This window comes from Sedimentitalea sp., assembly GCF_039973035.1.
Taxonomy (GTDB): Bacteria; Pseudomonadota; Alphaproteobacteria; order Rhodobacterales; family Rhodobacteraceae; genus Sedimentitalea.
On sequence record NZ_JBDWLR010000106.1, the window covers coordinates 60,909 to 72,624 of the forward strand.

11 protein-coding genes are annotated in these 11,716 nt (G+C 63.6%); 6 read left to right on the top strand and 5 right to left on the bottom strand.

Going from position 1 to position 11,716, the window contains the following annotated elements:
* Nucleotides 1–138: 138 nt before the first annotated feature.
* Nucleotides 139–750 carry a transferase hexapeptide repeat family protein gene (locus ABJO75_RS28410; RefSeq protein ID WP_348195850.1) on the top strand — a complete coding sequence of 204 codons (612 nt, stop codon included), beginning with the start codon at nucleotides 139–141 and terminating at the stop codon, nucleotides 748–750.
* A 54-nt stretch (nucleotides 751–804) separates the two neighbouring features.
* Here ABJO75_RS28410 and ABJO75_RS28415 read toward each other — a convergent pair whose 3' ends face one another.
* Genes ABJO75_RS28415 through ABJO75_RS28435 form a run of 5 tightly spaced genes read right to left on the bottom strand, consistent with a single transcriptional unit; the run spans nucleotide 805 to nucleotide 7,002 of the window.
* On the bottom strand, nucleotides 805–2,412 hold the full coding sequence (locus ABJO75_RS28415) for a carboxyl transferase domain-containing protein (protein WP_348195851.1): 1,608 nt from the start codon (nucleotides 2,410–2,412) through the stop codon (nucleotides 805–807).
* A 2-nt stretch (nucleotides 2,413–2,414) separates the two neighbouring features.
* The gene (locus tag ABJO75_RS28420) at nucleotides 2,415–2,918 is read right to left on the bottom strand and encodes a biotin/lipoyl-containing protein (RefSeq protein ID WP_348195852.1); all 504 of its coding nucleotides are present in this window, start codon (nucleotides 2,916–2,918) and stop codon (nucleotides 2,415–2,417) included.
* A complete protein-coding gene (locus ABJO75_RS28425; RefSeq protein ID WP_348195853.1) occupies nucleotides 2,918–4,387 on the bottom strand; it encodes a biotin carboxylase N-terminal domain-containing protein in 1,470 nt (489 codons plus the stop codon). Before ABJO75_RS28425 ends, ABJO75_RS28420 begins: the two co-directional genes overlap by 1 nt.
* A gap of 10 nt (nucleotides 4,388–4,397) precedes the next feature.
* Nucleotides 4,398–6,197: an acyclic terpene utilization AtuA family protein gene (locus ABJO75_RS28430; protein WP_348195854.1), complete on the bottom strand. Its 1,800-nt coding sequence runs from the start codon at nucleotides 6,195–6,197 to the stop codon at nucleotides 4,398–4,400.
* 19 nt (nucleotides 6,198–6,216) lie between these two features.
* Nucleotides 6,217–7,002 carry an enoyl-CoA hydratase-related protein gene (locus tag ABJO75_RS28435; RefSeq protein WP_348195855.1) on the bottom strand — a complete coding sequence of 262 codons (786 nt, stop codon included), beginning with the start codon at nucleotides 7,000–7,002 and terminating at the stop codon, nucleotides 6,217–6,219.
* Between the two features lie 136 nt (nucleotides 7,003–7,138).
* Between ABJO75_RS28435 and ABJO75_RS28440 the strand changes: the two genes are divergently transcribed.
* Genes ABJO75_RS28440 through ABJO75_RS28460 form a run of 5 tightly spaced genes read left to right on the top strand, consistent with a single transcriptional unit; the run spans nucleotide 7,139 to nucleotide 11,715 of the window.
* A complete protein-coding gene (locus tag ABJO75_RS28440; protein ID WP_348195856.1) occupies nucleotides 7,139–8,353 on the top strand; it encodes an acyl-CoA dehydrogenase family protein in 1,215 nt (404 codons plus the stop codon).
* Nucleotides 8,354–8,367: 14 nt separating this feature from the next.
* Entirely contained in the window at nucleotides 8,368–9,567 is a 1,200-nt protein-coding gene (locus ABJO75_RS28445; protein WP_348195857.1) for an acyl-CoA dehydrogenase family protein, read from the top strand.
* Between the two features lie 8 nt (nucleotides 9,568–9,575).
* The gene (locus tag ABJO75_RS28450; protein WP_209181572.1) at nucleotides 9,576–10,427 is read left to right on the top strand and encodes an SDR family oxidoreductase; all 852 of its coding nucleotides are present in this window, start codon (nucleotides 9,576–9,578) and stop codon (nucleotides 10,425–10,427) included.
* Complete coding sequence (locus ABJO75_RS28455) at nucleotides 10,420–11,223, top strand: enoyl-CoA hydratase-related protein (RefSeq protein WP_348195858.1); 804 nt, start codon at nucleotides 10,420–10,422, stop codon at nucleotides 11,221–11,223. Before ABJO75_RS28450 ends, ABJO75_RS28455 begins: the two co-directional genes overlap by 8 nt.
* 12 nt (nucleotides 11,224–11,235) lie before the next feature.
* Nucleotides 11,236–11,715, top strand: a complete 480-nt coding sequence (locus ABJO75_RS28460; RefSeq protein WP_348202925.1) for a PaaI family thioesterase — start codon at nucleotides 11,236–11,238, stop codon at nucleotides 11,713–11,715.
* Nucleotide 11,716 lies beyond the last annotated feature (1 nt).

Sequence of the window (11,716 nt, forward strand, 5' to 3'; positions counted from 1 at the left end):
AAAGCAGGAGCATCCCGGTTGTCAGCGTTTGCAAATTCCGCGAGCCTGGAGGGGAACCAGACTGGCGAGGCAATTGAGGGAACTCCTGCATACGGGTCCAGCATTGACGGATAACCGCGGCAGTCGATGGAGCACGACATGGCGAACTGTTACGAATTCAAAGGCTTCGTTCCGGTCATTCCCGAGGACACTTTCGTTCATCCCCAGGCGATGCTGATCGGAAACGTGATCCTCGGTCACGGTTGCTACATCGGCCCCGGAGCCAGCCTGCGCGGCGATTTCGGACGGATCGTGGTCGGGGATGGCGCGAATGTTCAGGACAATTGCATCCTGCATTCCTTCCCTGGCCGCGACGCGGTGGTGGAACCGGACGGCCATATCGGCCACGGCGCGATCCTACATGGCTGCACCATCGGACGAAACGCTCTGGTCGGCATGAATGCCGTCATCATGGACGGGGTGATCCTTGGCGCGGAATCGATCGTCGGCGCCCAAGCCTTTGTGCGCGGCGAGACGGTGGTCCCGCCGCGCTCGATGGTGGTCGGATCGCCGGCCAAGGTGATCCGAGAGGTCACCGAAAAGGAAGTGGCATGGAAGACGCGCGGCACCGCGGAATACCAGCAACTTGCGCGGGATTGCCTGGCCGGGCTAAAGCCCGTCGCGCCTTTAGGAAGGGTGGAAGAGAACCGCCCCGAAATGGCGGCCTCGGACGTCGTGTCCATCCAGGAGGCACGGCGCCAGCCCAACTGAAACGCTTGGGACCTGTTCTGTCGGGGCGGCGATACAGTGCCGCCCCCGGGGTCCTCACAGCCGGAATATCCCGTAATGCGGCTCGTCGATCGGCGCGTTCAAAGACGCGGAGATCGACATGCCGAGCGCGTTGCGCGTATCGGCCGGGTCGAGGATGCCGTCGTCCCACAATTCCGAGGTCGAGGTATAGGCCTCGACATCGCGCTTGTATCTTTCCAGCACCGGTTCGCGGATCGCGGCGATCTCCTCTTCGGTCAGCTCTTTGCCTTCGCGCTGAAGCTGCCGGATCTTGACGTCCGCCATGGTGTTGGCAGCCTGATCCGCGCCCATCACGCCGATCTCGGCCTGGGGCCACATGAACAGCGTGCGCGCATCCCAGGCCCGCCCGCACATGCCGTAATTGCCTGCCCCGTAAGACGCATTGGCGATCACGGTGAATTTAGGCACGACCGAGCCGCCCTGCGCCATCAGCATCTTGGCGCCGTCCTTGGCGATGCCGCGTTCTTCGTATTCGCGGCCCACCATGTAACCGGTGATGTTCTGGAAAAAAACCAGAGGCGTGCGGTTCTGGTTGCAAAGCTGCATGAAATGCGCGGCCTTGAGCGAGCTGTCGTTGAACAGCACCCCGTTGTTGGCAAGAATGCCGACCTTGTAGCCCCAGATATGGGCAAAGCCGCACACCATCGTGGTGCCATAGTCGGGCTGATATTCGTGAAAGCGCGAACCGTCCACGATCCGGGCCAGAACCTCGCGCATGTCGAACTGGGTTTTCCGGTCCTTGGGAATGATCCCGTAGAGTTCCTTTGGATCGTAGTAAGGCTCCTCGAAGGCCGCGGTTTCGATGATCGTTTTCGGCGTGCGCTTCCACTGGCCGACAATCTCGCGGGCCAGTGAAAAGGCGTGCTGTTCGGTCGCGGCGCGGTAGTCGCCCGTGCCCGAAACTGAGGTGTGCATGACCGCGCCGCCTAGTTCCTGAACGCCGACCTCCTCGCCGGTGGCCGCCTTGACCAGCGGCGGACCGCCCAGAAAGATCGCCCCTGTGCCTTCGATGATGATGTTGTAGTCGCTCAGCGTCGGCACATAGGCGCCGCCAGCCGTGCAGTGCCCGCCGACCACGGCGATCTGCGGGATATTGGCCTGGCTCAGCTTGACTTGGTTGCGAAACACCCGCCCTCCCAGATACCGGTCGGGAAAGACGCCGTGCTGCAAGGGCAGGAAACCGCCCGCGCTGTCGCAGATATGGATGACCGGCAGGCGGTTTTCCAGCGCCACATCCAGAAGGCGCACGACCTTTTTCACCGTATGGGGATACCATGCGCCGCCTTTGACGCTGGCATCGTTGGCGTGAATGGCGACCTCGCGACCCTGTACGATGCCGATGCCGGTCACCACGGCGGCGCCGGGGACCGCGCCATCGTATTCGCGGCAGGCGGCCAGGGTTGAAAACTCCAGGAACGGCGTGCCGGGGTCCAGCAGCAGTTCCAGCCGATCGCGCACGCCCAGCTTGTTCTGCCGGGCCAGACGCTCGATGTCGCGCTGCGGGCGTTCGTAGCGGGCCGCGTGCTGGCGGGCGTGGAACTCTTTCAACCGCTCTGACATCGCGGCGAAATTGGCCTTGAAGTCGGCCGCGTTGGTGTCGATCTGGCTTTCAATCCGGCGCATGGTCACTTCTCCTCCGGTGCCAACTGGGCAAGGACGGCCTTCAGCCCGAAACTGTCGCCGGCGGCAAATGGCATCTCGGCGATCACGCCGTCGCGCGGCGCGGACAGGGTGGTCTCCAGCTTCATGCTTTCGATTACCAGCAGGGGCTGCCCTTCCTTGACGGCGTCTCCGGGTTTGAACGCCACCGACACGACGACCCCCGGCATCGGCGCCACGATGCGGTCATCTGCTGCGCCGCCATCGCTTCCGGCCAGACGCCGAGCGGGATCGACCCGCCCAATCTCGTACGCCCGACCGTTCAGGTGCACGAAGGTCGAATCGGGTCCGATGGCGAGCCGCAGCTCTTGCACGACGCCCCGCGTCCGAAGGACATGGCCGCCCGGTTCCCCGGTTGCGTCCAACTGGCAGGGAACCGCGCCATCGGGCGTGTTCAGGATAAAGCGGCTCCCATCATGGATGAGCCAGCATTCGGTTTCGACGCCGCCGACCTGGAATATCCTGCGCATCAGTTTCTCCACCCACCCATCTTGCGGTGCATCGCCGGTATCTGCATCACTTCGGCCACCAACCGTTCGTCCGACAGGGCCGCCGCCGCCATCAGCAGGTCGGACACGTCATCGCCCGGCGTGGTCAGCGTCTTTGCCTCTTCGGCCAGAAAACCTGTCGAGACGTCACCCGAGGCGAAGCGGGGATGGGCGAGGATCGCATCCAGATAGCCGGTATTGGTCGTCACCCCGAGGATGACGTAGTTCCGCACCGCCTGCCGCGCGCGAGCAATAGCCTCGGCCCGATCGGCGCCGTATATGATAAGCTTGGAAAGCATCGGGTCGAAGTCGGTCGTGACCTTGCCGCCGTCAAGAATGCCGCTGTCCACGCGGACGCCTTCGCCACGGGGTTCGTCCAGCAGCAGGATATCGCCGATCGCGGGGCGAAAATCGGCCGTCGCATCCTCGGCGCAGATACGCAGTTCGATAGAATGACCAATCTGCGGGATGTCGGCCTGCGAGACGCTGAGCCCGTCGCCCGCCGCGATGCGCAACTGCTCGGCGACCAGATCGAAGCCCGTTACCATCTCGGTCACGGGATGTTCGACCTGAAGACGCGTGTTCATCTCCAAGAAATAGAACGCGCCATCTGGGGCATAGATGAACTCGACCGTACCGGCGCCGCGATAGTTGACGGCGCGGGCAATCCCGGCGGCGGTCTCGCAGATGTTCAGACGTTGCTCGGGTGAGAGCGCCGGAGAGGGCGTTTCCTCGATGATCTTCTGGAACCGGCGCTGGATCGAGCATTCGCGTTCCCAGAAATGGACCACATCGCCCTGCCCGTCGCCCATCACCTGCACCTCGATATGGCGCGGGCGTTCGATGTAGCGTTCCACGAACAGCCGCCCGTCGCCGAAATAGCGCTCGCCCTCGCGGCGCGCGGTTTCGATCTCGGTCTCCAGCGTGCGGTCCTCGCGCACAACGCGCATGCCCTTGCCGCCGCCGCCGGCCGAGGGCTTGATCAGCAGCGGATAGCCAACGGCGCGGGCGCGTTCGACAAAACTCGCCGGATCGTCGTCCTCAATGGCGGAGGGAGCGACGGGAAAGCCGCGCTCCTCGACGAAGGCCCGCGCGCGCACCTTGTCGCCCATCAGGTCGATGACCTGCGACGTCGGGCCGACGAAGGTGATGCCCGCCTGTTCCAGCGCGGCCACGAAGCCCGCGTTCTCGGAGAGAAATCCATAGCCGGGATGCACCGCATCCGCGCCGATCCGCATTGCCGCCTCGACGATCTGCGGGATATCGAGATATGCCGCCACCGGGGTCGGCCCCTCGATCGTCACCACCTCGTCGGCAATCAGGTGGGCCGGCCCCTCCTGTTCGAAGGTATGCCGCAGGACGGCAGTTGCCAGCCCCTGCGCCATGGCGGTGCGCAGCACGCGTGCCGCGATTTCGCCCCGGTTGGCGACAAGCAGTTTGGAAATGCTCATTTTTTTCCTTTCACGCACTCTTGGCAGGGCGCAGCCCGTCGCGCGCGGCCAGATCGGCGGGCACGGGTATTTCGATGTCGAGCAGCATCTGCGCGAAGCCCTTGCCTTGCGGATCGATGCGGACCGAGGCGATGCCGCCGCCGCCCAGAGACTCGTGCAGAAGGAAGTTCAGTGCATTGCTGCCCGGCAGGTCGAAACGCTCGATCACTCCGTTGCAGAGGTGTGCAAAGTAGCCCTTCACCACCTCTTCGGTCAGGGCGGTGCGGATATAGGGCAGGTAATCCGGCTTGCGCGCCAGAATGCCGATATTGGCGATGTCCCCCTTGTCGCCGGAGCGGCCCCAGGCCAAGTCCACCAGCCGCACCTTGACCGCGTCCGGACCGGCCTCGCGGCCTTCCGCCGACGGCGCCGCGGGCGGATCGAGGCGCACCGCCTCGGCAGCGATGGCGACGGGCACACCCGCGCCGTCGACCTCGACCGCGAGGGGAGTATCGGCCTTGTCCATCAGGAAAGAGAACAGCCGCACCACCGGCTGCACCTTGGGCCGTCCGGCGAAGAACCCGGTCAGACCCTGCGCGGTCGAAATCGCCATCGGTGCGATTTCTCCGGCAAAGATATTCAGCGCGGCGCGATCGTCATGGACCGCGCCGATCTTCAGCACCACCTCGCGCGTCTGTGCCCGGGCATTGGCGCCATAGGCGGCCTCGGCGCCCAGCACCTCGACGCTGACCTGCCGGAAATCAGCGAGGTTCCTGTTGCGGAAAATTCGGCGGCAGCGTGTCAAAATTGCCTCGGCAACCCTCTCAGCCTTGGCGGGGGCGTCGATAGCGGCAAGCGTAAGCGTAGTGATGGCGCGCCACCCGTCGGCATGGGTCGCCGAGACTTTGTAGCTGCCGGTGCGCCCCAACCCCCTGCCGCCCTTGACCAGCACCCGGTCGGGGCCGACCTGCTCCAGGGTGACCCCGGACCAGTCGCAGATCACGTCCGGCAGAAGGTAGGCGCGCGGATCGCCGATCTCGTACAGCATCTGCTCGCCGACCGATCCGGGCACCACCAGGCCGCCTGTGTCCGGCGTCTTGGTCATGACGAAGCTGCCGTCCTCGGAGACCTCGACGATGGGCATGCCCATGTCGTCCCAGCCGGGCACGTCCCTCCAGTCGGTGAAGTTGCCCCCCGTGCCCTGCGGGCCGCATTCGATCAGGTGGCCGGCCAGCGAGCCCTGGCTGAGCTTGTCCCAATCGTCATCCTTCCAGCCGAATTCATGCATCAAGGAGCCCAGCGCCACCGCGCTATCGGCGCAGCGCCCCGTGATCACGATCTCGGCTCCCGCATCCAGCGCCACGGCGATGGGGCGAGCGCCCAGATAGGCGTTCATGCTCCAGACATCCCCGGGGAAGGCGGCGCCCGAGAACATTTCTGTCTCGCCGCGGGCGCGGATTTCGTCCGCGCGGTCCAGAAGGTCGTCGCCCAGCACGACGCCGATAGAGATGTCGACGCCCGCCGCCTCGGCCGCCCTGGCCAGCGCGTCGCGGCAGCCGCGCGGGTTCACCCCGCCGGCATTGGCCACTACCTTGATCCCCTTGGCCTTGATCTCGGCCAGCCAGGGTACCAGCGCCCTGACGAAATCCGGGGCGAACCCTGCCTCGGGCGACTTCGCCCGCGCACGCGCCATCAGCGACATCGTCACCTCGGCCAGGTAATCGAACACCAGATAGTCGATCCCGCCCTTGTTCACCAATTGCCCAACGGCTTCCGGCGTGTCGCCCCAGAAGCCGGACGCGCATCCTATGCGCAGCTTTCGATCCGGCATATCGTCCTCCTGCCTGGGCTCAGCGCCCGGTCCATTCCGGCATGCGCTTGCCGATGAAGGCCGCGAAGCCCTCTCGCGCGTCTTCCGTCTGCGCCACCCGCGGTAACAGCGATTCGGCAAACCGCATTTGCTGCGGATAGGTCATGTCCTCCATCGCGTGACAGGCGTATTTGCCCAGCCGGATCGCGGTCGGCGATTGCGCGGCGATCTGGGCGACCAGCTCATCGACCTTGGCATCCAGGCTGCTTGACTCTGTCACGTAATTCACCAAATCGTAGCGCAGCGCCTCTTCTGCCGTCAGAGGTACACCGGTGATGAACATCTCCATCAGCCGCCGCCTGGGCAGCACCCGCATCATCGACGGCACAATTGTCATGGGAAACAGGCCCACCTTTACCTCCGGCGTTCCAATCCGGGCGTGATCGACCATTACTGCGAGATCACAGGCGCAGATGATACCTGCGCCCGCGCCCATCGCCACACCATTGATTCGCGCGATGGTCGGCTTCTTGCAGGCCTCGATTTTCTCGAACAACTGACCGGCAAAGTGGCCCGGCTCGGAGGGGTCCATCACAAACGGGCCACCATCGGCACCCGCCTTGATGTCGCCACCAGCACAAAAGGCGCGTTCGCCCGCCCCCGTCAGCACGATTACGCGGCAGCCGGGATCGGCCTCCGCTTTTGAGATCGCAGCAATGATCCCCTCAGCGACGTCCCGGTTCAACGCATTTCGCTGGTCGGGACGGTTAATCGTGATGCGGATCTCGCGTCCGTCGCTCTTACAAAGCACAACCTGATCGGTCATTTTCCCTGCCCCCCCATTTGCGCCACCCAATCGCACTCAACGCCCGACCATGAACGCGGTGCCTTGAAATATTTTCTAACATATGTTTGATTTTGGTCAACAGTGGAAGCTGCCAAGCCGATTGGGAGGATTTGGAATGAGTGTTCAGGCAGGGCCGAAGTTGGCCGAGCTAGAGGCCATAAAGGCCAATTACTCGCTGACAGGCGAACAGCGTCAGATCGTCGATCATGTGGACCGCGTTTCGCGCGAGTTGCTGCATCCGCTGCAGGAAAGAATGGATGCGGAAGAATGGTGGCCCGAGGATCTGTTCAAGCAGATGGGCGAACTTGGGCTTCTGGGCGTCACCGCCCCAGAAGAATTGGGGGGATCAGGTCAGGACGAATTCACCCAGGCACTGGTATCTCAAGTGATTTCGAAATGGAACCCGGCCGTCGGGCTGTCGCACGGGGCACATGACAACCTGTGCCTTAACAACATCCTGCGCAACGGCTCGGAAGAGCAGGTGAAGAAATACGTTCCCGGCCTTTGCTCGGGCGAACTCGTTGGAGCCCTTGGCCTGACCGAACCCGGCGCGGGGTCCGATGCGCTGGGTTCGATGGCGACGACGGCGCGGAAAGACGGCGACGACTATGTCATCAACGGCTCGAAGATCTACATCACCAACGGCCCGATCGCCGACGTGATTCTGCTCTATGCCAAGACCGACAAGTCCAAGGGCGCCAAGGGAATTTCCGCGTTCATCGTCGAGACGGACAATCCCGGCTTCAAGGTGGCGCAGAAGCTGGACAAGATGGGGTTCCGCGGCTCGCCCACAGGGGAATTACTGTTCGAGGATTGCCGGGTGCCGGCCTCGGCCTTGGTCGGCGCCGAAAACAGCGGCGTATCGGTGGTGATGAGCGGGCTGGACCTGGAACGTGCCATGGTCGCCTCGGTCTGTGTCGGCATGGCCGAGCGCGCCCTGGAACTGGGCCTGGAATACGCCAAGCTCCGCGAACAGTTCGGCAAGCCGATCGCAAGCTTTCAGATGGTGCAGTCGAAACTGGCCGAGATTTATATCGAGCTAGAGACCGCCCGCGCCTTTGGCCACCGGGCACTGGCGGCCTGCGTCGGCCTGCCCAAGGGCGCCGGCGGCCGCGGCCAGATCCACAAGCTGACCGCGGCGGCCTGTCTTTACGCCGGCGAGGCGTTCAACAAGGCGGTGACCGAGGCCTGCCACATCCATGGCGGTTCCGGCTACATGCAGGACACCGAGATCAACCGGCTCTATCGCGCCAACAAGCTTCTGGAGATCGGCGCCGGCACCAGCGAGGTGCGCAAGATCATCATCGCCGAAGAACTGTTGCGCGCCTGAGGGAGGACATGACTATGAACCAGACTTTCCGCAATGCCCCCGACCTGCCCTCGCATTTCATGACCGATGAGCAGCAGGCGCTGGCCGATCAGGCCGGCAAGTTCTTTTTCTCCGAGTTCCATCACCTGAACGCGGAGATGGACAACACCGACGACCTGCCGGCCTCGGTTTTTCCGACACTTGGCGAGATGGGCTATCTCGGGCTGAACGTTCCGCCCGAGTTCGGCGGCGCCGGGCTGGATTTCACCTCGGCCTGCATCATCACTGAGCAGTTGTCGCGCGCCTCGGCCGCCATCGGGCTGACCCATGTGGCCCACGACAATCTGTGCGTCAACAACATCTACCGCAACGCCAATGATGATCTGCGGAAAAAATATCTGCCAGGCCTCTGCGACGGCTCGCTGATCGGCGCCCTGGGCCTGACCGAACCCGGTGCCGGGTCGGACGCGCTCGGCTCGATGCGCACTACCGCGCGGAAGGACGGCGACGACTACATCCTGAACGGCGCCAAGATCTACATCACCAACGGGCCGGTCGCCGATCTGGTGCTGGTCTATGCCAAGACCTCGCCCGAGAAGGGCGCCAAGGGCATTTCCGCATTCATCGTGGAAACCGACACGCCCGGTTTCAAGGTGGCACAGAAGCTGAACAAGATGGGGTTCCGCGGCTCGCCCACCGGGGAACTGGTGTTCGAGGATTGCCGCGTTCCCGCCCGCAACATGGTCGGCAAGCTCGACGGCGGCGTGGCCGTCACCATGTCCGGTCTGGATCTGGAACGCGCCATCGTCTGCTTCAACGCGCTCGGCATCGCGCAGCGGGCGCTCGATATCTCGATCGACTACGCCAAGACCCGCCAGCAATTCGGCAAGCCCATCGCCAGTTTCCAGATGGTACAGGCGATGCTGGCCGACATGTACACCCAAATCGAGGCGGCGCGCAGCCTGTCGCTGAAGACGGCGGCCATGTGCGAGGGCCTGGAAGAGGGCGCCGGCGGGCGCGGCGAGATCCACAAGCTGACCGCCGCCGCGATCTTCAAGGCCGCCGCGGCAACCTCGTTCGTGCTGGACAAGGCGGTGCAGATCCACGGCGGCTCGGGCTATATGCGCGACACCGAGGTGAACCGGCTGTTCCGCACGGGCCGGGTGCTGGAGGTCGGCGCGGGCACACAGGAGGTGCGCAAGCTGATCATCTCCGGTGAGCTTCTGAAGAACTGAGGCGCGCCATGACACAGCAGAAACAGAGATACGCATCCGATCTCATGGCCGGCCAGGTTGCCCTGGTGACAGGTTCGGGGTCCGGCATGGGGCGCGCCACAGCGCTTGAAATGGCCTCTTGCGGAGCCAGGCTGGCCTTGTTCGCGCGCCGCGAAGACCCCCTGCAGGAAACCGCAGAGATGATCCGCGCGGCAGGCGGCGAGGCCTTCGTGGTGCCGGGCGACACCCGCAACGAAGACAGCATCGAAGCGGCGATGAAGCGCATCAAGGGCCATTACGGTCGGCTTGACGTGCTGGTGAACAACGCGGGCGGGCAATACATCGCCGCCGCCCGCGATATCACCAACAAGGGCTTTGAGGCCGTGATCCGCAACAATCTGATCGGATCGTGGCAGATGACCCGCGCCGCGGCGGATCATTTCATGTACGACAACGGCGGATCGATCGTTTTTGTCACGGCCATTTCGGCCCGAACCGCGCTGACCGGGTTCACGCACACCGTCGCCGCCCGCGCCGGTGTGACGGGCATGATGAAAACGCTGGCCGCCGAGTGGGGCGAATACGGCATCCGCCTGAACTGCGTCGCCCCGGGCACGATCAAGACCGAGGCGCTCGGACGCTATCCCATTTCGCCGGACCACTGGAAACAGCTGAACCGTTCGGTTCTGAACCGGATGGGCGCGGCCGAGGACATTTCCGGCACGATCATATTCCTTGCGTCCAGATTGGGGGAATTCATCACGGGCGAAGACATTTATGTGGATGGTGGCGAAACCCTGCATCTGGGACACGACGCACGTGACATGATCAACCCCGAGATGTTCGAAAAGCGCGAGCGCGGAGATGGAAAGAATGAGTGAGACCCCAGTCCTGCTGGACATCTCCGACCGGATCGCCACGGTCACGCTGAACGACCCCGCGCGCCGGAACCCGGTTACCGGAAATGACATGATCGGTGCGCTTCTGGAGACCTTCGCGAAGGTGCAGGCAGACCCGCAAGTCAGCGTCATGATCCTGACAGGCGCCGACCCGGCCTTTTGCGCGGGCGGCGACATCAAGGAGATGAACGACCCCGACAGCGTGTTCCGCAAGGAGCCGCTTGCGACCGCTCAAAGCTATGTCGATGGGGTACAGCGCCTGCCCCAGGCTCTTTACAACCTCGACATCCCGACCATCGCGGCCGTGAATGGCGCGGCCGTCGGCGCCGGGTGCGATCTGACCATGATGTGCGACATGCGCATTGCCTCGCAGAACGCGAAGTTCGGCGAGGTCTTCATCAATCTCGGCATCATTCCCGGCGATGCGGGCAGTTGGTTCCTGTTGCGCCGACTGGGGCATCAGAAAGCGGCGGACCTGACCTTTTCGGGCCGGATGGTGGGCGCCGAAGAGGCGCTCGAGCTGGGCATGGTGCTAGAAGTCGTCGCCCATGATATGCTGATGGAATGTGCCCGCGAACGCGCCGCGGTCATCGCATCCAAGCCGCCTCGGGCCGTGCGCGTCGCCAAACGCCTGTTGCGCAACGCCGAACGCATGGATCTTCCCGATTTCCTGAATGCGGCCGCGGCATATCAGGCCTTGATGCACCAGACCGAAGACCATCACGAAGCCATCGCGGCCTTTCTGGAAAAACGAAAACCGAATTTCACCGGCCGCTGAAAGACAGATTGAATGTCCGAAATCACGCAAGAAAAGATGGACCAGATCGCGCAGATGTGGAACGCGCGCGGGAAGGGGCTGATCACCCACATGGCGTTGAAGATCGAGGAGGTCTCGACCGAAGCTGTCCAGGTGCGGATGCCGTTCAATCCCGATTTCTGTGTCGACAGCGATCAGACCCTGCTGCATGGCGGCATTCTGACCGCGCTGCTCGACAGTGTTTTCGGGCTCGCGAATTTCGTCGCCATCGAGGGCGTCAGCACCATGGCCACGCTGGATCTGCGGGTCGATTACCTGCGCCCCGCCCGATCGCGCGCCGATGTGATCGTCCGCGCCCATTGCTATCGCAAGACACGCCATATCGCCTTCAATTCCGGCAGCATCTGGTTTGACAATCATGTCGATGATGAAATCGCGCGCGGGACTGCCTCGTTTGCGTTGACGCGCGGCAAAACCAGCCTGTTTGAGGCAATGACCAGGGGAAAGCCATAAG